Origin of the sequence: Pantoea cypripedii (assembly GCF_002095535.1) — a bacterium.
In the GTDB taxonomy this organism is placed as follows: Bacteria; Pseudomonadota; Gammaproteobacteria; order Enterobacterales; family Enterobacteriaceae; genus Pantoea; species Pantoea cypripedii.
Genome location: NZ_MLJI01000001.1, coordinates 4160253 through 4181058 on the forward strand (window position 1 = coordinate 4160253; position 20806 = coordinate 4181058).

Below are 20806 nucleotides of genomic sequence, written 5' to 3' on the forward strand. Positions count from 1 at the left end.
GCACCACGCAGTGCCACAGTTTTAGCCACAAAATAGCCAGTTACTGGCGCAAACATGACAAATATCACTTAAAAACGGTATACTCTGTCGCGGGAGGCGATAATTACCCACGTAATTATCGCTATAGCAGGCCAGAGAAATCTCATCTTTACGGCTATGCTTTAATTTTCTCAACGCCGCGGCCTGAAAACTGTGAATCGGTCCGCGCCGTTGAGGACTTTCTGATTCCAGGACAGGGTAACCTCATGAAAATTCGTAGGAAACGTGTAAAACCGATCGGGCTGGATGATGTCACTATCATCGACGACGCCCGTTTACGTAAGGCCATCACCGCGGCTTCTCTGGGCAACGCGATGGAATGGTTTGATTTCGGTGTGTATGGCTTTGTGGCTTATGCGCTGGGTAAAGTGTTTTTCCCGGGTGCTTCGCCCGGTATCCAGATGATCGCCGCACTGGCGACCTTCTCCGTGCCCTTCCTGATCCGTCCGCTGGGCGGTCTGTTCTTCGGCATGCTCGGTGACAAATACGGTCGCCAGAAAATTCTTTCCATCACTATCGTCATCATGTCGATCAGTACCTTCTGTATCGGCCTGATACCCTCTTACGAGTCCATTGGTATTTGGGCACCGGTGCTGCTGCTGATCGCCAAAATGGCGCAGGGCTTCTCCGTGGGTGGGGAATATACCGGCGCGTCGATCTTCGTCGCCGAATACTCACCCGACCGTAAGCGTGGCTTTATGGGCAGCTGGCTGGATTTCGGCTCCATCGCCGGTTTTGTGCTGGGTGCCGGTCTGGTGGTACTGATCTCCACCATCATCGGGGAAGACCGCTTCCTCGAATGGGGCTGGCGTCTGCCGTTCTTCGTCGCTCTGCCGTTAGGGATTATTGGTCTCTATCTGCGCCACGCGCTGGAAGAAACCCCGGCATTCCAGCAGCATGTGGATAAGCTGGAACAGGGCGATCGCGAAGGTCTGCGTGATGGCCCGAAAATCTCGTTCAAAGAGATTGCCACGAAACACTGGAAAAGCCTGCTGGCCTGTATTGGTCTGGTGATTGCCACTAACGTCACCTATTACATGCTGCTGACCTATATGCCGAGCTACCTGTCGCATAACCTGCACTACTCGGAAGATCACGGCGTACTGATTATCATCGCCATTATGATCGGGATGCTGTTTGTGCAGCCGGTGATGGGGATGCTGAGTGACCGTTTTGGTCGTCGCCCGTTTGTGATTATTGGCAGCATCGCGCTGTTCATCTGCTCAATCCCGGCGTTTATGCTGATTAACAGCGGCGTGATTGGGCTGATTTTTGCCGGTCTGCTGCTACTGGCGGTGATCCTGAATGCCTTCACCGGCGTGATGGCTTCGTCGCTGCCCGCGATGTTCCCGACCCATATCCGCTATAGCGCGCTGGCCAGTGCCTTCAACATTTCGGTGCTGGTTGCCGGTCTGACGCCGACCGTTGCCGCCTGGCTGGTGGAAGCCACCAATAATCTGTATATGCCCGCTTACTATCTGATGGTGATTGCGGTGATTGGCTTAATCACCGGTCTGTACATGAAAGAGACCGCCAACAAACCGCTGAGCGGTGCGACTCCGGCCGCCTCTGACCTCGCAGAAGCGCGTGAGATCCTGCAGGAGCATCACGACAACATCGAGCAGAAAATCGAAGATATCGACGCCGAGATCGCGAAGCTGGAAGCGAAGCGCAAAAACCTGGTGCAGCAGCATCCGGATATCAACGAATAATCCCCCTCAACTCCCACGTCAGTGGGAGTTTTCATTTTCCGCGCAGCACACAAACCTTCATCGGCCTGAGCAAAAAGGAGTAGACTAACGCTACTTTTTTCACCTGTAAGTAAGAATGAGCATGTCTGATTTTTCTCTTATCCAGCGTCCAAGAAGGCTGCGTAAAAGCGCCGCGATGCGTGAAATGTTCCAGGAAACCAGCCTGAGCCTCAGCGATCTGGCACTGCCAATTTTCGTTGAAGAAGGGGTGGACGACTACAAACCGATCACCGCCATGCCGGGCGTTATGCGTATCCCGGAAAAGCGTCTGGCGTATGAAATCGAACGTATCGCCAAAGCGGGTATCCGTTCGGTGATGACTTTCGGCATTTCGCACCACACCGATGCCACCGGCAGCGATGCGTGGAACGAAAACGGTCTGGTGGCGCGTATGTCGCGTATCTGCAAAGACACCGTGCCGGAAATGATCGTCATGTCCGATACCTGTTTCTGCGAATACACCAGCCACGGCCATTGCGGCGTGCTGTGCGACCACGGTGTCGATAATGACGCAACCCTGATCAATCTCGGTAAACAGGCGGTGGTTGCCGCTCAGGCCGGTGCCGACTTTATCGCACCTTCCGCCGCGATGGATGGCCAGGTAAAAGCGATTCGTCAGGCGCTCGATGCGGCCGGATTCACCGATACCGCGATTATGTCTTACTCCACCAAGTTCGCGTCCTCATTCTACGGCCCGTTCCGTGAAGCCGCAGGTACCGCACTGAAAGGTGACCGTAAAACCTATCAGATGAACCCGATGAATCGCCGTGAAGCTATCCGTGAGTCACTGATCGACGAAGCCGAAGGTGCTGATTCACTGATGGTGAAACCAGCAGGTGCCTACCTCGATATCCTGCGCGATATCCGCGAGCGCACTACGCTGCCATTGGCTGCCTACCAGGTCAGCGGTGAATACGCCATGATCAAATTCGCAGCGCAGGCCGGTGCCATTGATGAACGCAATGTGGTGCTGGAAAGCCTCGGTGCCATCAAGCGCGCCGGTGCCGATCTGATTTTCAGTTACTTTGCCCTTGATCTCGCCGAGCAAAAAATGCTCTGATCACCGTTACGCTTATCAGCCGTCTTTGCTGACGGCTGATAATTGTTAACGCCATCCTTTTGGCACAACACCAGTTCTGTAACACCTGCATCTAATAAGAAGAGTAACGCGATGAAAGCACCTGCACTGCCCGCAGACGAATCGGATCGTCTGGCTCAGTTACGTGCGCTCAACATTCTGCATACCCCGGCAGAAGAGCGTTTTGACCGTCTGACCCGCCTCGCCCGCCGCCTGTTTGGTGTGCCGGTCGCGCTGGTAAGCCTGCTGGAAGAGGACCATCAGTGGTTCAAATCCATTGCGGGTGAATCCGGGGAAACCGCGCCGCGTAATACTTCCTTTTGCGGTCATGCCATCCTCCAGGATGACCTGATGGTTGTGGAGAATGCGCTGGAAGATGATCGCTTTTACGATAATCCGCTGGTCACCGGTGAAAACCCGGTGCGCTTCTATGCGGGTTGCCCATTACGCACGCCAGCAGGGGCCAAGGTGGGTACGCTGTGTATCGTCGATCACCAGGCCCGTTCGTTTGATGACGATGATTGCCACACGCTGCGCGATCTGGCGGCGATGGCAGAAGCCGAACTGGTTGCGTTTCAAACCGCCACCTCTGACGAGCTGACGCAAATTACCAACCGTCGTGGCTTTATGACGCTGGGGCAGCTGGCGCTCAACGAGTGCCTGGTAAAACAACTTCCGGCTTGCCTGACATTCCTCGACCTCGACCGGTTCAAAGAGATCAACGATACCCTCGGCCACCGCCAGGGCGATCGCGCATTGATGGATTTTGCCGAGGCGATGAAAGTCAGTTTCCGTCAGGCGGATATTTTTGCCCGGTTGGGAGGCGATGAGTTTGTGGTGCTGTTTAACGGCCTGCAACAATCGGATGCCGAAGGGGTGCTGGCGCGGTTTGACCGGCACCTTCAGAGACAGACCCATGATCTGAGCCGTCTCTACCAGTTGCATTTCTCATCCGGTATCGTGGAATTCGATCCCCAGCAGCCGTTGTCGCTGGAGCAACTGCTGGAAGGCAGCGACGAACGTATGTACGCCGCCAAGAATAAAAAAAAGCAGGTGCGTTAGCACCTGGCTGTTTGGTAGCGGCGCGATTTATCGCGCTGTTTTGCGTTAACCGCGCGCCAAATCGTCAATCAAAGTCTGATTAAACTTCTGCGGCTCCTCCATCTGTGGCGCATGTCCCATGCCTGGGAACTCGATCAGGCGAGCACCAGGGATCAGTTTTGCTACCTGTTTGCCCAGCACATTGTAATGACCCAGCTGCGCCTTGACCGCTGGCGGGGCGATATCGCTGCCAATGGCGGTGGTATCTGAAGTACCAATCATCAGCGTGGTCGGTACTTTTAGATCTTTAAATTCGTAGTACACCGGCTGGGTAAAAATCATGTCGTAGATTAACGCCGAGTTCCACGCCACCCGGTTATGACCCGGTCCGCTATTCAGACCGGCCAGCATATCCACCCATTTGTCATATTCCGGCTTCCACTGGCCGACATAATAGGTTTGCTGCTCATACTTTTTGATCCCTGCGGCGTTCAGCTTCAGCTCGCGCTGATACCACTGATCCACCGAGCGCCACGGCGCACCTTTCGCTTTCCAGTCTTCCAGGCCGATGGGGTTTACCAGCACCAGTTTTTGCGTCTGCTGCGGGTACATCAACGCATAACGCGTCGCCAGCATACCCCCGGTGGAGTGGCCAACAATCACCGCCTTTTCTATTCCAAGCTGTTGCAACAGCTGATGGGTATTCTGCGCCAGCTGCTGGAAGCTGTACTGATAATTAGCCGGTTTGCTGGAACTGCAAAAGCCAATCTGGTCCGGTGCCACTACCCGGTAACCCTGCTGGCTCAGCGCCTTAATGGTGTCTTCCCAGGTCGCACCGCAGAAGTTTTTGCCGTGCATCAGCACCACCGTCTGGCCGTTGGCATGCTGTGCCGGTTTGACATCCATATACCCCATGCTGAGCGGCTGCTGCTGGGAGGAGAAATTAAAATGCTGTAACGGGTAAGGATACTGGAAGCCTTCCAGCTGCTCACCATAGACATTCGCTGCCAGAGCCGATGCGCTGCCCATCAGCGCCATGGAGGCGAGCAGTATCGCCAGCGAAGACTTCACGGGAAAACGTAACGCCATCAGAACATCTCCAGGTCAGGACAAAGCAGCGAGTGTGACATGTTACGCACCGCAGCGTATTGATGTGCCGTGCCCTCTATATCCTCAACAAATTAACAACATCTCACAGCTAATTCTCACGAATTACGGGAATGATCTTATAGCCAAAAATAAAACCGATTTCCTGATAAATCTTTACGTAACAAGGCACACAGGGAGATAAGTTAAATTACACTGTGCACACTGAACTGGAGGTGCTATATGCAAGAGAGAAAGTACAATGAAGGTGTAATTGACTCAGTAACTCACTGGATTGAAGATAATTTAGATCAGCGCCTGAGTATTGATGATATTGCGCAAAAATCCGGGTATTCAAAATGGTATTTACAGAAACTTTTCGCCCGCTGCCACAATGAAACCCTGGCACGTTATATTCGCAAAAAGAAACTGACAGCCTGTATTGTTGAGCTGAAAAATAGTGATGCAACTATTATCAGCCTGGCCGTAAAATATCATTTTGAAAGCCAGCAGTCCTTCACCCGCTCTTTTAAACAGATGATGGGTTGCACACCTCTCCATTGCCGCAGAAAACAATTCCACGGCGAGAGAAAACAGCAGCTGGCTAACAGTGACGATCCCTGTGCACTGTGTCGCATGGAAGATTTGGCTAACAGCGCATGCGTGAAGAAAGTCAGCCCGCAAGCCGCTACTCCCGGCAAGTTCTCCACCCGCATAGACTGTGTGATGGTATAAAAAAAGCGCGGAATCGCGCTTTTTTTTCGTCTCAATATCGAGATAAAAAAAAGCCCCTCGCGGGGCTTTTGATTACTTATATACCTGGGCTACAGCGTCAAAATTATTGCCGTGCTGACGGGCGGCTTCCACCACATAATATTTTCCGCCTTTTGCCTCAGCCATCTCTGACAGGCGCTGGTGCAGGTCCATCGGTGAGCTAACCGCGCCACCGGTATCGGACACGCTAATATTCCCCAGCGATTCAAGTTTAAAATGCTCGGCTTCCTGGGCAGAGATATTATTGGCAGCCAGTACCGGAACGCTCGCACCCAACAGCAACGCAGACAGAATTAATTTTTTCATCATTTCGTCCTCTTCAATTGTCGTGGTAATTTTCTGAAACCATTGTCTGACTTATCGCCATCAAATATTGATCATTTTGAGTTCAAATCAGCCAGACTTAATATTTCGTTTTTACCTGATATTGAGCGACGTTATTTAAATAACAGGCCAGTATCGACTGGCCTGCGTCAATCAGTTCTGCAATTCCTGACCCGGTAATAATTTTTCTGACATCAGCCGACGACAAGTGTTGCGATCCTGATGCGCCTGCTGCTGCTGCTCCGGTGACAGTCCCTGCCACACCTTTTGCAGATGCTCGCCCAGGCCACGCTGGAAGTGGATTTTTTGCAATGCGTAATCGGAATTGCTGCCTTCAATGATTTGCTGCATATCCTGTGGCGTGTTGCCGCGCCCATCATGGGTTAGCGTACAGAACATGGCGATGTAATACGCTTTGTCTTCATCGCTGTAATGGGGGGTGAGCCACCAGACTAAGGCACTGATCACGATCAGCAGCGGCAGGAGAAATTTGAGTTTTAACATGGGGATAATTACCAGATGGAAGAAAAACGCCGCGATCTTACCAGATTCGCGGCGTTACGGCTCAGCGCAGGATGCCACTCAGCCCGTGATAGCCCATATAGATAGCCACCAGCGCAATCAGGGTGCCGGAAAACCAGGGCGCACGGCGTGCCAGCGTATCCAGCCCCTGCCAGCGCTGCGTAGCCTTCTGCACGCTTAACGCGGCAGCAGCCCCCACACCGACCAGCGTCATGGCCAGCCCGATACTGAAGCACAGCACCAGCGCAGCTCCCAGACTAAAGGCTTTCACCTGGATACACAGCAGCAACACGGTAATCGCCGCCGGACAGGGGATCAGCCCGCCGGTTAAGCCAAATAAAATGATCTGTCCATTGGTCACTTCACGACTGGCAAAGCGTTTTTTGATGTCACTGGCGTGGGCGCGCTCATGCGCATCCTGAAAACCACCATCATTTTCGCCAGGCGCACGCTGCACCTCCCCCTGCTGCCACGCGACGTCATAATCATGCGAGTGGCCGCGATGGCCGAGCGACAGACGCGCATTGAAGGTATGCGGTTGCGGCACCGCCAGCGTGGATTGCAGCACGCCATCCTGAGCGGCAAAGGTGAATATTTGCGAGAACCCCATCCCCCGCCGGGTAGCGATACTGACTTCATTGGCTTGCCACGCCGCACCATCCAGCGTGCGCAGCTGCCAGTGTCCCTGATGCAGAGCCAGTTCAATGTGGCCGTGACCGGTATCGATCACCTGCGCATCAGGGCGTTCTGTCTGCTGATGCTGCTTACGTTGCTGCTCGCTTTGCCAGGTGCGCCAGATCATCCACAACGCAGTTGCGAGAATGATGACGGCAGAAATCAGCTGGAACCACGGCTCTGCGGTATCGGCGGTCAGTTTACGGCTGACGTACATGCCCCCGAGGGCGATCAGCCAGACAATCAGCGTGTGCGATAAAGTGGCAGCCAGTCCCAGCATCACCGCCTGTTTCACCGTACCGCGAATTGCCACGATAAACGCCGCCATCATGGTTTTGGAATGGCCCGGCTCCAGCCCGTGTAACGCACCCAGCAAGATGGCGCTGGGGATAAACAGCCAGGCACTGGTCGTGCCCTGACTCAGCAGTGCAGCAAAATCGGTCATGATTTTTCTCATCGAATTAAAAAACGGCACAGCAGATGCAATTGCCGGACAACCCGAATATACTATACCCCAGTATAGTAATGATCAACGGACTTCACGCTATGTCACACACCCACAAAGATCAAAAGAAGTTGCTGGCGCGCGTGCGTCGCATCAAAGGCCAGGCCGAATCGCTGGAAAAAGCGCTGATCGCCGAAGAAGAGTGTCTGAAGGTGTTGCAGCAAGTGGCTGCGGTACGCGGCGCGATTAACGGGCTGATGAGTGAATTGCTGGAAGGCCATATCCGCGAGCATCTGATGAACCCGAATGCCAGCGAGCAGGAGCGCGCAAGCGATATGGACGAAATTATTACGGTGATTCGCAGCTATATGAAATAACAGCTATGCGACATCGCGCGATTTATCGCGCGTTTTAATCAGAATCGCTCAAACCGATACGGGGTCGGGTCGATCAGCGGTGTCTGGCCGGAAACCAAATCGGCAGCCAGTTGCCCGGCAGCCGGTGACGTGCCGAAACCGTGGCCGGAAAAACCGGTCGCCAGCGTCAGGCCAGGCATCGCCGCCACTGGGCCGATCACCGGATTGGAATCCGGCGTGACATCAATCACCCCGGCCCACGCCTGCGCCAGCTCCGCTTGCTCAAACACCGGCCATGCCGCGCGCAGGTTACGCATCGCTTCCTGATTCAGCGCTGGATTGGCTGCCGGATCGAGAGTACGAATACGTTCGAACGGCGTGCGGCGATCGCCACGCCAGCGCCGGGCCAGCGCCAGATCTTTGACAAAATATTTGCCGAGCGAGATACGCAGATTGTCACGCGCATGGCGCAGCTGCGGCAGATAGCGTGTCCCCAGCAACAAATGGTCGAGCGTTAACGGCGCATCCAGCGCCCCGCGCTGAGTAATAATAAACCCGCCATCTTTATGCTTACGGAACGAAAAATCCGGCGCACCCACGGCAATATTGGTGGGTCCTTCCAGCGGCCTGGTTCGCAGCACCGAGCAGATCAGCGGCAAGGTGGGCAGCGCAATGCCAAGGTTGCCAAGAAAACGCCGTGACCAGACTCCTGCTGCCAGCAGCACCTGATCGCAGCGGATTTCACCGCGTTCGGTAATCACACCGCTGACCTTCCCGTCGCTGGTTTCCAGCGTGCGCACCGCGCATTGCTCCACAATAATCGCGCCTCTGGCGATCGCGGCTTTGGCAATGGCGCTGGCTGCCAGCGTCGGTTCGGCGCGGCCATCAGAAGCGGTAAAAATCCCTCCTGCCCAACGGCCCTGCCCACCCGGCACCCGGGCAGCAATGTCCGCAGGGCTGAGTAGCTTCGCATCCAGATCCAGCGGCTGCACCGCCTTCAGCCAGCTTTCATGCAGGGCCATCTGCGCCTCGTTGCGGGCAATAAACATAATACCCGCCTGACGATAACCCACGTCGCTGCCGACGCGTTCCGCCATCCCGGACCACAGGCGATCGGCAGCCTGTGCCAGCGGGATATCATCGGCGGCGCGGCTGGTTTTGCGGATCCAGCCCAGATTACGCGACGATTGCTCAGCCGCGATGCGGCCTTTCTCCAGCACCACCACCGGGATGTTGCGTTCCGCCAGTGTCAGGGCGGCGGTCAGCCCGACAATGCCGCCACCAATAATCACCACCGTGGTGGCGGAGGGAAAATCGGTGGATGTGGTGACAGGGGTAATTTCCGGTGACATAACGCGCCTCCTGCTACGCCTTACAGCGCAACGGTGATTTCCTGCACCTCGGCCTGACCGGCCCCGCGATACGCCGTGACTTCCAGCTCGACCTTATACACCGTGGAACCCAGCGGCGGACAGGTGACCGTGGTCGCCGGGTTGATACCGCGAAACTTATCGCCAATGATGCCCATCACCGTCGCGACATCGTCCGGGTCCTGAATAAACACCCGCGAGAACACCACATCCCTGAGCGAGGCATCAATCGCGGCCAGTGCCGCCTCGATATTGGCGAACACCTGCAACGTTTGCTCGCTGACGTCCGCTGGAATTTCTTTGCTGACCGGATTGCGGCCCGCGGTGTTGGAGACATAAATCCAGTTATCCACCGCCACAATGCGCGAATAGCTGCCCATCTCTTCAAATTTCGAACCGGTTTTCACTTTAATGATGTTGGTCATGCTGGTTTCCTTGATTAGCTCAGTACCGGGGTTTCCCACAGGTTTAATTTCACGCCGATGCCTTTTTCGATGGCGTTGCGATACACCACCGTGCCCCAGGCCACGTCTTCCACCGGCATACCGCCGACTGACATGATGATGATCTCCTCATCGTTCTGGCGGCCAGGAGCATCACCGGCGACGATTTTGCCGATGTCTTCCAGCTGCTCAGCTGCCAGCTTGCCTTCGGCAATCATGTCCATAAAACGCACGCCGATAACCGGGATCGTTTTGTGTGCGGGCTTGGGGACTTCCTCAAACCACGCGTGATAAAGGCCGGTGTTATCCAGCACTTTGCGCACGTCGGCCTGTTCCATACCGGCGTCGATGTTGCACAGCGCAGGCATCGCCAGGAAGGCGCCCGGCTTGACCCATTCACGCCTCACCAGCGGATAGCTGTCGGGGTCGCCCACTTCGCCGGAGCTGCAATAAGTCACGATATCGGAATCGCGCACCACCGCTTCCAGCGACTCGACGATTTCGATGTGTTTGATTTGTGGATAGGTTTCCTGCACCCAGGTGATGAAGTTATCCAGGCTACGCTGACCACGCCCTTTCACTTTGATGGTATCGATGTGCGGGCACACGGCGATAAACGCCGCTACCGCCGTTTTGCCCATCACGCCCGGTCCCAGCAGGCCAATCACGCGCGAATCTTTACGCGCCAGATGACGCGCCCCCACGCCCGGCACCGCGCCGGTGCGGTAAGCCGACAGCAGGTTGGCGGACATATGCGCCAGCGGTGCGCCGGTATCGGCATCGTTGAGGGTGAACATCAGAATCGAACGTGGCAGCCCTTTTTCGCGGTTGGCGATATTCGAGCCATACCATTTCACCCCTGCGGTGCCAAAGCTGCCGCCGAGGTACGCAGGCATCGCCATCAGGCGACGATCGGCGGTCGGTTTTGGCATGGAGGGAAACGGGGAGTTTTCCGGAAAGGTGACCATCGCGCCGTGTGAATCGTTATTGGCACCGGCCATGCGGTAGTCCCCCCGATACAACAGGCCGAACATCTCCTCCATGGTGTTCACGCAGGCGGGCATGTCGGTTACGCCTGCGCGGATCATGTCCTGCTCCGACAGGTAGATAAAATCAATCCGGGTTGAATCAGTCATGGTTATGCCCTTTTCAGTCTTATTACGTATTCCCGCCGACGCAGTGCGTCCGGCGTGCAGGTGGATGCCTTTAGGAATACGTGACGACGAGGGGGCTGTATTGAATATTTGCGACATCCGCGTGGCACAGGGCTTGCATGATCGGTTTATCCCTGTTCAGCCTGTAGCGGAGCGCGCGATGTCTGAGAATCCCTTTTATCGTCATGGCGGCCACTTTCATCCGGAACAGCCGTGGTTTGTGCTGAATGCCGCGCAGCATTACTCGGTCATCGCCTCTGAAAACCCGGCGATTTCACACTTTTACAGCTTCGACGTGGCGCAATCGGCGGATATGACGCTGGCTGTGCCGGATGGCTGCGTGGATATCGTGTTTGATTGCGATCCGCTCACCCCCAAAGGTCGCGTGTGCGGCACCACGCTGGAAGCGCGCGGTGCCGACATGCTGCATAACCATCATTATTTCGGCGTGCGGTTCGCGCCGGGCGTTATCCCCGATTTTCTTGACGTGATGGCAGAGGAGATCCCCGACCATGAATTCAGCTTTCTTGATGTGGTACCTGATGCCCGACTGGCGTTTGAACAAATTGTGCAAAGCCACAGCTTTTCACAGCAAATTTCGTTATTTAACGCCCACTTCACGCCACGGCTGGTGCGCAAAGCCTCATCGGTAACGGCATCGATTATCCGCGCGATGCAGCAGCAAAAGGGCAATATCCGCGTTGATCAACTGGAAGCGCTGACCGGTTACACCTGCCGCACCATTCAGCGGCAGTTCCGCCAGGACACCGGTTTGTCGCCGAAAGCCTTTAGCCGCATTCTGCGCTGCCAGTCGGCGCTGAATAGCATCCATGCGCTGGGGGATATTTCCTTTAGCGATCTGGCATTTGACCTTGGATTTAGCGACCAGTCGCACTTCCTGCGCGAGTTTAAAAAGTTCGTCAGCACCACGCCGTGCGACTATCAACGGCGCATTGCCCATGATGCGTTGTTCCACCGCCTGCGCTATCACTGAGCACTAAAACGGTGCAGCTCTGCACCGTGGCTCTGTCCGATTTTTTCTATCCGCCGTCGTCGTCGCTGAGAAATGATGCAGCGAAGTTACCTGCTTCAGGCGACGCAGAGCGCCTGAGAAATTTCACTCTCTCCATAGAGGCGCTGGCGATGAACAACGATACCGGTTTACGCAAAAATACGTTGGGCTTGTTTTCTCTGGTCTTTTTTGTGGTTGCTGCGGCATCCCCGCTGACCGGGGTGGTCGGTGGCCTGCCGGTGGCGATTATCTCCGGCAACGGCGGTGGCATCCCGGTGTTTTACATCCTGTCGTGCGTCATTTTGATGCTGTTCGCGGTGGGCTTTATCGCCATGAGCCGCCACGTCAATAACGCCGGGGCGTTTTACACCTATATCTCCAAAGGCCTGGGGGATAACTGGGGAGCCTCCGCCTCGGTGCTGGCCCTGATGGCCTACTTCTCCATCCAGATCGCCATTGTTGCCATGCTGGGGTTCTTCACCCAACTGTTCCTTGAGGAACACCTCGGTACGCACATTCCCTGGTGGGCACTGAGTATGCTGTTTGCCATCATTGCCTGGATATTGGGCATCAAGCGGGTGGAGGTGGGTGGCAAGCTGCTGGGCGTGTTGATGCTGGCTGAAGTCGCCATCGTGCTGCTGACGGATGTGATGTTGCTGGTGAAAAAAACCGGCCCCTTCACCTTCCAGTCGTTTGAACCCTCGGTGTTTATGCAGGGCAATCTCGGTATCGCTTTTATCTTCACCATCGCCGCGTTTATCGGTTTTGAATCGACCGCGATCTACGCTGAAGAGTGTCGCGACCCGCAGAAAACCGTGCCACGCGCCACGATTTGCGCCCTGCTACTGATCACCGCCTTTTTCTGCTTTACCAGTTGGTCGCTGGTGCAGGCCTACGGTTTTGATGAGATCGTCGCCATCGCCAGTAAAGACCCCGGCAATTTTGTTTTCAACATTACCCGCCAGTATGTCGGCCAGTGGGCAGTGAATACCATGTCGGTGCTGCTGATCACCAGCCTGTTCGCGGCTACGCTGGCGTTTCACAACAACATTTCGCGCTACATCTTTAGCATCAGCCGTGATGGCCTGATCTGGAAGGAGTTGTGCCGCACCCATCCGACCAACGGCACACCGCATAATGCCAGCCATGTTCACAGCGTGATCCTGCTGATGTTGCTGGCCGGTATGGGTAGCGCCGGGCTGGACCCGATGGTGCATATCTTTGCTATCGGTTCTGCGGTGGCGACCCTGTGCATCCTGATTCTGCAACTCGGGGTGTCCGCTGCGGTGGTGCTGTTCTTCCGCCGTGTCGCCACCGATGACAGTCGCTTGCAGGTATTCTGGGCACCGCTGCTGTCGATCATCTGCATGACCATCACCATCATTCTGGTGGTGAATAACCTGCAATCACTGAGTGGCAGCGATTCCAGCGTGGTGAAGATGATTCCGTGGTTTATCGCTGCCTGCGCCCTGGCGGGTTACGGTATGTCGCTGAAGCGTGGGATGAAACTCGCGGCAATAAAAAAATAATCTGCCTTTTGCGCTCGGACAGCGGGAAAATGAATTAGCGTGATGCCCGGCAGGCAAAGGGGAGCGGATAAACCTTTGCCTGCTATTACGCCAATGCCGTTATGGACGATGAATATCAGTGTTAGGCAGCAACGTTTCTAATGCTGTGGCAACAGCGGGAATCTGTTGAAACACCAGATACCAGATTGACCAAAAACCCACTTCAGCCTGGTCCATAATTTCATCAACACTGGCATTTCCGGCAAGAAAATCATTTTTTGCCTTGAGCGCGATTCTATGCTGGCGCTTTCTTCCCAAATTAAGCGGTTTTTGTGGCTGGCGGGCATCATCCAGACAAACTAAATCGATTGTTGCCTGAGCTGCCGCCTGCAATGCCGGGGGTAAACCCGCCGCAGGTTGCACACGCCCATCAGGTAAATAATGTAATAAGGTAAAGGTATTATGCACATCAGGCCAGACGTGACCGCTGCGATCCTGATTATTGCTGCGCTTAAAATCCCGATTACAGCGTGGGCAGCCCAATACGAGGTTTGTCCAGCTTAATGTCAATAATGGATTTTTTGAAGCTGGGGCTACATGTTCAACATCGAGTTTATCCGCACGTTCGCAATAAGAGCAGTATCCGCCATAAGCTTGAATCAATGGATCCAGGTAGCTTTTATAATCGCTAACGACTGGCCCAGTATAATTGGGACGTAAAATGGGTCTCATTATTGGCCATCCTTAGCTTTGAGTTTTTTTCTCCGTTCTGCCTTTAATAATGCAACCCAGGCGGGGTTATCACCAAAAAACTCTTCCAGCTCATCCAATTTCCTGGACAATGCCGCCACTTCAGCATCATCCTCAGTTTTGCCAGAATTCAGCAATGCGTAATAACGATCAGACACCCTGACCTGTTCATTAAACAGGGCACTGCGCTGAACCTTATCTATCCCCATGACATCTTCAGCAATATCCTCAATACTCTTTTCCTGTTTGAGACTGGGAGTCTGCTCAATATCATCCAGGTCAAAATCAATCAGCTTACCTTCTTTAACCGATTGAATAATAAATGGAGAATGAGTTGATACAATGAATTGCATGGAGGGAAAGACGTTAATTAACCTGGGCAAAAACTCACGCTGCCAGGCTGGGTGCAAATGCAGGTCAACTTCATCAATCAGGATAATACCCTGCACATCTAACGGATCTTTTGCATCAGGATTGGCTTCGGCAAGACGGGCGGCGATATCCATCACCATTGCCAGAGTTGTGCGGTATCCATCACTGAGTTGCTCAATTTTGAGTGATTTTTTTACCTTCTTTGCCTGTTCATCATCGCGTTCCGGACTTTGTTCCCAATCAACCATGATTCCGGCTGGCTCCGCAGTCCGGATATTACTGAACTGCGGCATAAGCCTGTTCACAGCTCGCCGAATCGCTTTTAATTCAGGTAATTCTATATCAAAGGAACGTTTTTCTTTATGTAGCCTATTTTCTTTCTCTTCCAAATCATAGAAATACTGCACAAAACGCCGGAAATTAGTCTTACTTTCCAGCGCCTCTTCTAACGCTTCGAAACGCGTGAAATTTTTACTGAAGTTGCGTTTACGCGCAGGAACATCAAATACTCCGCGACCGGTGCCATAATAGATAAACACAGGGAGGGTGTAGTCACGGTCTTCGTTATGCGCATCAGTAAATTGATCGACATATTCATTTAACGCTTTCAACCCTAAAGCAGGTGGAACCGATTGTAGCGTGCTTTTTGATTGATCACGCCGCTCCGTTCTATCCCAGGAAATACCACAGAAACTTTGACAGCTAATTCGCATATAAGCCGGTTGTTTCCCAGTCTCATCAATACGAAAATCGGTTTTTTTAGGGTTAATACCGCTGACACCAGGAAGACGGGAAAGGAAAGGCCCAAGCGCAAGTGCAATAGCATCCAGCACCGTTGATTTCCCCGCACCATTACGAGCAATCAAAACGGTAAGCCGCGAATCGAAATCCACATCAATCATTTCAAAGCAACGGAAGTTAGTCAGGCTTATTTTTTTGATTTTCACGTATCAAACCTCCCTTTTACGTTCGATTGGCAATCGTCCACCTGGTCACAAGCGAGCAAAAAATATAACACGTACCCGGTGGGCGGTAATGATTTCAGTCTATATAAATGCAAGCAAGACCTGATCTACCGGACGGAAATATTCGATATTACAACGCCTGCGCGCATGCCCAGGCGGAACTCCACGCCCACTGGAAGTTATATCCCCCCAGCCAACCGGTGACGTCCACCACCTCGCCAATGAAATACAACCCTGGCACATCGCGTGCTTCCATGGTTTTTGACGATAACAGGGTGGTATCCACGCCACCCAGCGTCACTTCCGCGGTGCGATAACCTTCGGTGCCATTTGGCTGCACGCGCCACTGATGCAGCGTTTGCACCAGTTCGTGCTGTTGTTTGCTGTTGAGTTGCTTTAGCGTGACATCGGGCAGCTGATTCAGCGCCTGCAACACTTCCACCAGCCGCTTCGGCAGGATTTTTGCCAGGCTGTTTTTCAGGCTGAGATTCGGATGCGCTTCGCGTTGCACATTAATGAAATCATCCAGCGGCGTGGCGGGAGAGAGAGCCACCGTGACAAATTCGCCCGGTTGCCAGTAACTGGAAATCTGCAACACCGCCGGACCGGATAGCCCGCGATGAGTAAACAGCATCGCCTCTTTAAAGATTGTGCCGTCCTGCGCGGTGATGGTGGTGGGTAAGGCCACACCAGACAACGTGTTCAGCTGCTCCAGCAGCGGCTTATGCAGGGTAAAGGGCACCAGCGCCGCACGCGTCGGGAACACCTTCAGGCCAAATTGTTCCGCCACTTTGTAACCAAAGGGCGAAGCACCCAAGCCAGGCATCGACAACCCCCCACTGGCGATAACCAGCTTTTCCGCCTGCACGGCCATGCCGTTCAGTTGCAAGGTATAGCCCTGCTCATCACGCTGCACGCTCAACACTTCGCTACGCAACCGCAGCGTCACCTGCCCGGCTTCGCACTCCGCCAGCAGCATATCGACAATCTGCTGTGCCGAGTCATCGCAGAACAGCTGCCCCAACGTTTTCTCGTGGTAAGCGATAGCATGGCGATTGACCAGATCGATAAAATCCCACTGGGTATAACGCGCCAGCGCGGATTTGCAGAAGTGCGGGTTGTGCGACAGGTAAGCCGCGGGTTCGGTGTACATATTGGTGAAATTGCAGCGCCCACCGCCCGACATCAGAATTTTGCGCCCGGCTTTTTTGCCGTTATCGAGCAGCAGCACACGGCGGCCACGCTGACCGGCCTGCGCCGCACAGAACATGCCCGCAGCACCTGCACCAATAATGATAACGTCAAACTTTTCCACTGATTTTACCCATATAACCCGAAAGGCGCTGATTGTAGTGATCTGTGCACAGGGGCGCCAGTGTCAAAAAATTGCCGTAAATATGTCATATTGTAACCGACTAATATTTCAACCTTTTTCCCTTGAATTACCGTGCAGATGACAACTTTAAGTCAAAAAAAGACTATATTTCCCTTTCCCATACAGCACGTTGTCGCGGATAATGCGCCGCGTTCATGTCCTCCTAAATGGCGTAACGTTTATGCTACATCTGTTTGCTGGTCTTGACCTGAGTACCGGCCTGTTATTAGTTCTTGCTCTGCTGTTTGTATTGTTTTACGAAGCAATCAATGGCTTCCACGACACAGCCAACGCGGTTGCGACAGTTATCTACACCCGTGCGATGCGGGCGCAGCTGGCGGTTGTAATGGCGGGGGTTTTCAACTTCTTAGGTGTTTTGCTGGGTGGTTTGAGTGTGGCTTATGCCATCGTTCATATGCTCCCCACCGATCTACTGTTAAATGTTGGTTCAGCTCACGGCCTCGCCATGGTGTTCTCCATGCTGCTGGCTGCGATTATCTGGAACCTCGGCACCTGGTATCTGGGTCTGCCGGCGTCCAGCTCCCACACCCTGATTGGTGCCATTATTGGTATTGGTCTCACCAATGCCCTGATGACCGGAACGTCGGTAGTTGACGCGCTCAACCTGCCTAAAGTTCTCAATATCTTCCTTTCTCTGATCCTGTCGCCGATTGTTGGTATGGTGATTGCCGGTAGCCTGATTTTCCTGTTACGGCGCTACTGGAGCGGTACCAAGAAACGCTCCCGCACCCATATGACACCGGCGGAACGCGAGAAAATCGACGGTAAGAAAAAGCCGCCGTTCTGGACTCGTATCGCCCTGATTGTTTCCGCCATTGGCGTGAGCTATTCACACGGTGCGAACGATGGTCAGAAAGGCATTGGCCTGATCATGCTGGTACTGATTGGCGTCGCACCTGCGGGTTTTGTGGTGAATATCAATGCGTCCGGTTATGACATCTCCCGCACGCGTGATGCGGTGAATCATCTGGAGCAGTTTTATCAGCAGCACAACAACGCACTGACGCACATCGTGCAGATGGCGCCACCGGCTGTGCCTGCGCCAGAAGAAACCACCAACGGCCCGCATGAATTTCATTGCGACAGTACCCGTGCGCTGCCAGCCATTCAGCGTGCACAGGGCTTGCTCAACAACCTGCAAAGCTACGATCAGCTGACGGTTGACCAGCGTAGCCAGATGCGCCGCCTGCTGCTGTGTATCTCCGATACTGCCGATAAAGCCGCTAAGCTGCCGGAAACCAGCGCTGACGATCAGCGTTTCCTGAACAAGCTGAAAGGCGACCTGCTGGGTACGGTCGAGTATGCACCGATCTGGATCATCATGGCCGTGGCGATGGCATTAGGTGTCGGCACCATGATTGGCTGGCGTCGTGTTGCCACCACCATCGGTGAGAAAATTGGTAAAAAAGGCATGACCTATGCACAGGGCATGTCGGCGCAGGTGACAGCCGCCGTCTCCATCGGTATTGCCAGCTACACCGGCATGCCGGTTTCCACGACGCATATTTTGTCGTCGTCGGTTGCCGGAACCATGCTGGTTGATGGCGGTGGCCTGCAAAGCCGCACCATTAAGAATATCGCGATGGCGTGGGTGTTCACCCTGCCGGTGTGTATTCTGCTTTCCGGTTCGCTGTACTGGATTGCCCTGAAACTGGTGTAATCACGCCGAGCCAGACCCTGAAGGGCGACAGCAATGTCGCCCTTTTTTATTGCCAGATAGCCATCGCGATCAGGCTGATCACCACCAAACCACACAATCCGCTGGTCAGGATAAATTGCCCACGCACCCGTTCACAGCGACGGATAAATTCATCGTCATGATGATCACGATAACGTTTCTCCCAGATATAACGCACCAGGCGCACCTGTTTGCTGGGCTGGCCGTGCGAAGTAAAGAAACCGGCACCATCCACATATTGATACAGCAGCGGGTCGCAACCGCGTAGCACCGCCAGTAACGAGCGCAGAGAAGAGAAGTAGCGCGCCATATTCACCAGACAAACCACACACAGAGCCCAAAAAAGCGCGATAGTGCTGATCATGATCCCCTCCCGGCTGGAGCCGCGGAGACGCGCACAGCGGGGTAACGCTGACAACGCCCCACGAGAAAGCCTTCCACTGAATGAATCGAATTGCATTGTTTTTTTGCGAGCCGAGCGGTCCGTACCAGCAACAATGTGACCGCCATTTTCAGTGTAGGAGATCTGGTAAATTTTTTTCCAGCGATGATTTTCGTTCACAGCGAGAGAAAAAAGAGATAACACTTGATCTGTCTCACAGGCGCACCGCGCCTTGCAGCATTTGTTAACAACTCTGGCTATACTGAAAACATAACAACAAACCGCCTGCAGGGCATAAATCTCGATGGGTGGCGCTTATCGCCGTTATGCGCAAAGGATTTCGCCAGCCGTGACGTGGCAGGAATTCGGGTTGCCCCCAGAATCTTGTGAAAGGAGTTATATCATGGCTTATAAACACATCCTGATTGCAGTAGACCTTTCCCCGGAAAGCCAGTTGCTGGTTGATAAAGCAGTCTCACTGGCTCGTCCTTACGAGGCGAAAATCTCCCTTATCCACGTTGATGTGAATTATTCAGACCTCTACACCGGGCTGATTGACGTCAATCTGGGTGACATGCAGAAACGTATCTCTGAAGAGACGCATACCGCGCTGAAAGAGCTTTCGACCAACGCCGGTTATCCCATCAGTGAAACCCTGAGCGGTAGCGGCGATCTCGGCCAGGTGCTGGTGGATGCGATTAGAAAATATGACGTGGATTTGGTGGTCTGTGGCCACCATCAGGACTTCTGGAGCAAACTGATGTCGTCAGCGCGTCAGCTAATTAATACGGTACATATCGATATGCTGATTGTGCCGCTGCATGACGACGACGAAGAGTAACCATAAAAAATATGCCGGCTTTTGCCGGCATATTTTTTTCAATCAATGTAGCGGCGCGATTTATCGCGCGCCGTTACGTATAGGTGCAAATATCAACTGAGCGGCGGATAGATATCAAAACGATGGCTTTTGGTGACCACGGCCGACTGCGTCACCACCCCCGCTAACGGCGGTGCGTAATCCGGGCGCTTCACCACAATACGTTTTTTCGCCAGACGGCGCGCCGGTTCCAGCAACGCATCTGCATCCTCATCCGCCCCGACCAGCGACTGAAACACCCGCATCTCCTTTTTCACCATGGCGCTTTTCTGCCGGTGCGGATACATCGGGTCGAGATACACCACATCAGGCGCGGGCGTAATCTCGCTCAGCGCCTGCTGGCTCACCACATGCAGCAACGTCAATCGCTCACGCAGCCAGCCGCCGATCTCAGGGTCGTCATAGCCACGGCGCAAGCCATCTTCCAGCAACGCCGCCACCACCGGATGACGCTCCAGCATGCGCACCCGGCACCCCAGTGCCGCCAGCACGAAAGCATCGCGCCCTAAGCCTGCGGTGGCATCGACCACATCCGGCAGGTAATCGCCCTTGATGCCCACCGCTTTTGCCACCGCCTCGCCGCGCCCGCCGCCAAAGCGACGGCGGTGCGCCATCGCGCCAGAAACGAAATCGACAAAAATGCCGCCCAGTTTTGGCTCGTCGCGTTTACGCAGCTCAAGATGGCTGGCTGTCAGCACCAGCGCAAGCCCGGAATCTTCGTCCTGCTCCAGCCCCCAGCGTTGCGCCAGAAGTAATAAGGCACCGTCTCCGGTGCCTGTTTCGTCAACTAAACCGATTTTCACAG

Annotated in this window: 21 protein-coding genes; 9 read left to right on the plus strand and 12 right to left on the minus strand. The window is 54.2% G+C overall.

Annotation, left to right across the window (positions count from 1 at the left end):
* The first annotated feature begins 245 nt into the window (after positions 1 to 245).
* From proP to HA50_RS19490, 3 genes are all read left to right on the plus strand, one after another.
* Entirely contained in the window at positions 246 to 1751 is a 1506-nt protein-coding gene (gene proP / locus HA50_RS19480) for a glycine betaine/L-proline transporter ProP (RefSeq protein ID WP_084877594.1), read from the plus strand.
* 121 nt (positions 1752 to 1872) lie between these two features.
* Positions 1873 to 2850, plus strand: a complete 978-nt coding sequence (gene hemB / locus HA50_RS19485) for a porphobilinogen synthase (protein WP_021184893.1) — start codon at positions 1873 to 1875, stop codon at positions 2848 to 2850.
* Positions 2851 to 2961: 111 nt separating this feature from the next.
* Positions 2962 to 3930, plus strand: coding sequence for a GGDEF domain-containing protein (locus HA50_RS19490; RefSeq protein ID WP_084877596.1), 969 nt, complete (start codon positions 2962 to 2964; stop codon positions 3928 to 3930).
* A gap of 45 nt (positions 3931 to 3975) precedes the next feature.
* Here HA50_RS19490 and HA50_RS19495 read toward each other — a convergent pair whose 3' ends face one another.
* Positions 3976 to 4998, minus strand: coding sequence for an alpha/beta fold hydrolase (locus HA50_RS19495; RefSeq protein ID WP_084877599.1), 1023 nt, complete (start codon positions 4996 to 4998; stop codon positions 3976 to 3978).
* A 240-nt stretch (positions 4999 to 5238) separates the two neighbouring features.
* Between HA50_RS19495 and HA50_RS19500 the strand changes: the two genes are divergently transcribed.
* On the plus strand, positions 5239 to 5730 hold the full coding sequence (locus HA50_RS19500; RefSeq protein ID WP_084877602.1) for a helix-turn-helix domain-containing protein: 492 nt from the start codon (positions 5239 to 5241) through the stop codon (positions 5728 to 5730).
* A 72-nt stretch (positions 5731 to 5802) separates the two neighbouring features.
* On the opposite strand, the gene HA50_RS19505 is transcribed toward HA50_RS19500, so the two are convergent.
* The 3 genes from HA50_RS19505 to HA50_RS19515 form a co-directional block, all read right to left on the minus strand.
* Positions 5803 to 6078: a YdgH/BhsA/McbA family protein gene (locus HA50_RS19505; RefSeq protein ID WP_276329373.1), complete on the minus strand. Its 276-nt coding sequence runs from the start codon at positions 6076 to 6078 to the stop codon at positions 5803 to 5805.
* A gap of 168 nt (positions 6079 to 6246) precedes the next feature.
* Complete coding sequence (locus tag HA50_RS19510) at positions 6247 to 6597, minus strand: hypothetical protein (RefSeq protein ID WP_084877609.1); 351 nt, start codon at positions 6595 to 6597, stop codon at positions 6247 to 6249.
* 61 nt (positions 6598 to 6658) lie between these two features.
* Positions 6659 to 7735, minus strand: coding sequence for a nickel/cobalt efflux protein RcnA (locus HA50_RS19515; RefSeq protein ID WP_084877611.1), 1077 nt, complete (start codon positions 7733 to 7735; stop codon positions 6659 to 6661).
* A gap of 101 nt (positions 7736 to 7836) precedes the next feature.
* Between HA50_RS19515 and HA50_RS19520 the strand changes: the two genes are divergently transcribed.
* The gene (locus HA50_RS19520) at positions 7837 to 8112 is read left to right on the plus strand and encodes a metal/formaldehyde-sensitive transcriptional repressor (RefSeq protein ID WP_084877614.1); all 276 of its coding nucleotides are present in this window, start codon (positions 7837 to 7839) and stop codon (positions 8110 to 8112) included.
* Positions 8113 to 8150: 38 nt separating this feature from the next.
* On the opposite strand, the gene HA50_RS19525 is transcribed toward HA50_RS19520, so the two are convergent.
* Genes HA50_RS19525 through HA50_RS19535 form a run of 3 tightly spaced genes read right to left on the minus strand, consistent with a single transcriptional unit; the run spans position 8151 to position 11040 of the window.
* Positions 8151 to 9443: an NAD(P)/FAD-dependent oxidoreductase gene (locus HA50_RS19525; protein WP_084877616.1), complete on the minus strand. Its 1293-nt coding sequence runs from the start codon at positions 9441 to 9443 to the stop codon at positions 8151 to 8153.
* 20 nt (positions 9444 to 9463) lie between these two features.
* Positions 9464 to 9886: a Rid family hydrolase gene (locus HA50_RS19530; protein ID WP_084877618.1), complete on the minus strand. Its 423-nt coding sequence runs from the start codon at positions 9884 to 9886 to the stop codon at positions 9464 to 9466.
* Positions 9887 to 9900: 14 nt separating this feature from the next.
* The gene (locus HA50_RS19535) at positions 9901 to 11040 is read right to left on the minus strand and encodes an ornithine cyclodeaminase family protein (RefSeq protein WP_084877620.1); all 1140 of its coding nucleotides are present in this window, start codon (positions 11038 to 11040) and stop codon (positions 9901 to 9903) included.
* Positions 11041 to 11218: 178 nt separating this feature from the next.
* On the opposite strand from HA50_RS19535, the gene HA50_RS19540 reads away from it, so the two are divergent.
* A complete protein-coding gene (locus HA50_RS19540; RefSeq protein WP_084877622.1) occupies positions 11219 to 12052 on the plus strand; it encodes a helix-turn-helix domain-containing protein in 834 nt (277 codons plus the stop codon).
* Positions 12053 to 12201: 149 nt separating this feature from the next.
* A complete protein-coding gene (locus tag HA50_RS19545) occupies positions 12202 to 13599 on the plus strand; it encodes an APC family permease (protein ID WP_084877624.1) in 1398 nt (465 codons plus the stop codon).
* Positions 13600 to 13698: 99 nt separating this feature from the next.
* Here the strand turns inward: HA50_RS19545 and HA50_RS19550 are convergent, their stop codons facing one another.
* The 3 genes from HA50_RS19550 to HA50_RS19560 form a co-directional block, all read right to left on the minus strand.
* Positions 13699 to 14310 carry an HNH endonuclease gene (locus HA50_RS19550; protein ID WP_084877627.1) on the minus strand — a complete coding sequence of 204 codons (612 nt, stop codon included), beginning with the start codon at positions 14308 to 14310 and terminating at the stop codon, positions 13699 to 13701.
* Positions 14310 to 15647, minus strand: a complete 1338-nt coding sequence (locus HA50_RS19555) for an AAA family ATPase (RefSeq protein WP_084877629.1) — start codon at positions 15645 to 15647, stop codon at positions 14310 to 14312. Before HA50_RS19555 ends, HA50_RS19550 begins: the two co-directional genes overlap by 1 nt.
* Before the next feature lie 148 nt (positions 15648 to 15795).
* Positions 15796 to 16980, minus strand: a complete 1185-nt coding sequence (locus tag HA50_RS19560; RefSeq protein WP_084877632.1) for a BaiN/RdsA family NAD(P)/FAD-dependent oxidoreductase — start codon at positions 16978 to 16980, stop codon at positions 15796 to 15798.
* Between the two features lie 241 nt (positions 16981 to 17221).
* Here HA50_RS19560 and pitA point away from each other — a divergent pair, with 241 nt between their 5' ends.
* On the plus strand, positions 17222 to 18721 hold the full coding sequence (gene pitA / locus HA50_RS19565; RefSeq protein WP_084877634.1) for an inorganic phosphate transporter PitA: 1500 nt from the start codon (positions 17222 to 17224) through the stop codon (positions 18719 to 18721).
* A gap of 46 nt (positions 18722 to 18767) precedes the next feature.
* Here pitA and uspB read toward each other — a convergent pair whose 3' ends face one another.
* Positions 18768 to 19103: a universal stress protein UspB gene (gene uspB / locus HA50_RS19570; protein WP_084877636.1), complete on the minus strand. Its 336-nt coding sequence runs from the start codon at positions 19101 to 19103 to the stop codon at positions 18768 to 18770.
* A gap of 421 nt (positions 19104 to 19524) precedes the next feature.
* Here uspB and uspA point away from each other — a divergent pair, with 421 nt between their 5' ends.
* Entirely contained in the window at positions 19525 to 19962 is a 438-nt protein-coding gene (gene uspA / locus HA50_RS19575) for a universal stress protein UspA (RefSeq protein WP_084877638.1), read from the plus strand.
* A gap of 92 nt (positions 19963 to 20054) precedes the next feature.
* On the opposite strand, the gene rsmJ is transcribed toward uspA, so the two are convergent.
* Positions 20055 to 20804, minus strand: a complete 750-nt coding sequence (rsmJ, locus tag HA50_RS19580) for a 16S rRNA (guanine(1516)-N(2))-methyltransferase RsmJ (RefSeq protein ID WP_084877640.1) — start codon at positions 20802 to 20804, stop codon at positions 20055 to 20057.
* Positions 20805 to 20806: the final 2 nt, after the last annotated feature.

Coding starts and splice junctions, on each gene's coding strand:
- HA50_RS19550 (WP_084877627.1), bottom strand. CDS start 14,310: ATGAGACCCATTTTACGTCCCAATTATACTGGGCCAGTCGTTAGCGAT.
- proP (WP_084877594.1), top strand. CDS start 246: ATGAAAATTCGTAGGAAACGTGTAAAACCGATCGGGCTGGATGATGTC.
- HA50_RS19500 (WP_084877602.1), top strand. CDS start 5,239: ATGCAAGAGAGAAAGTACAATGAAGGTGTAATTGACTCAGTAACTCAC.
- HA50_RS19535 (WP_084877620.1), bottom strand. CDS start 11,040: ATGACTGATTCAACCCGGATTGATTTTATCTACCTGTCGGAGCAGGAC.
- pitA (WP_084877634.1), top strand. CDS start 17,222: ATGCTACATCTGTTTGCTGGTCTTGACCTGAGTACCGGCCTGTTATTA.
- HA50_RS19505 (WP_276329373.1), bottom strand. CDS start 6,078: ATGATGAAAAAATTAATTCTGTCTGCGTTGCTGTTGGGTGCGAGCGTT.
- HA50_RS19515 (WP_084877611.1), bottom strand. CDS start 7,735: ATGACCGATTTTGCTGCACTGCTGAGTCAGGGCACGACCAGTGCCTGG.
- hemB (WP_021184893.1), top strand. CDS start 1,873: ATGTCTGATTTTTCTCTTATCCAGCGTCCAAGAAGGCTGCGTAAAAGC.
- HA50_RS19545 (WP_084877624.1), top strand. CDS start 12,202: ATGAACAACGATACCGGTTTACGCAAAAATACGTTGGGCTTGTTTTCT.
- HA50_RS19520 (WP_084877614.1), top strand. CDS start 7,837: ATGTCACACACCCACAAAGATCAAAAGAAGTTGCTGGCGCGCGTGCGT.
- HA50_RS19490 (WP_084877596.1), top strand. CDS start 2,962: ATGAAAGCACCTGCACTGCCCGCAGACGAATCGGATCGTCTGGCTCAG.
- HA50_RS19495 (WP_084877599.1), bottom strand. CDS start 4,998: ATGGCGTTACGTTTTCCCGTGAAGTCTTCGCTGGCGATACTGCTCGCC.
- HA50_RS19510 (WP_084877609.1), bottom strand. CDS start 6,597: ATGTTAAAACTCAAATTTCTCCTGCCGCTGCTGATCGTGATCAGTGCC.
- uspA (WP_084877638.1), top strand. CDS start 19,525: ATGGCTTATAAACACATCCTGATTGCAGTAGACCTTTCCCCGGAAAGC.
- HA50_RS19530 (WP_084877618.1), bottom strand. CDS start 9,886: ATGACCAACATCATTAAAGTGAAAACCGGTTCGAAATTTGAAGAGATG.
- HA50_RS19525 (WP_084877616.1), bottom strand. CDS start 9,443: ATGTCACCGGAAATTACCCCTGTCACCACATCCACCGATTTTCCCTCC.
- HA50_RS19540 (WP_084877622.1), top strand. CDS start 11,219: ATGTCTGAGAATCCCTTTTATCGTCATGGCGGCCACTTTCATCCGGAA.
- uspB (WP_084877636.1), bottom strand. CDS start 19,103: ATGATCAGCACTATCGCGCTTTTTTGGGCTCTGTGTGTGGTTTGTCTG.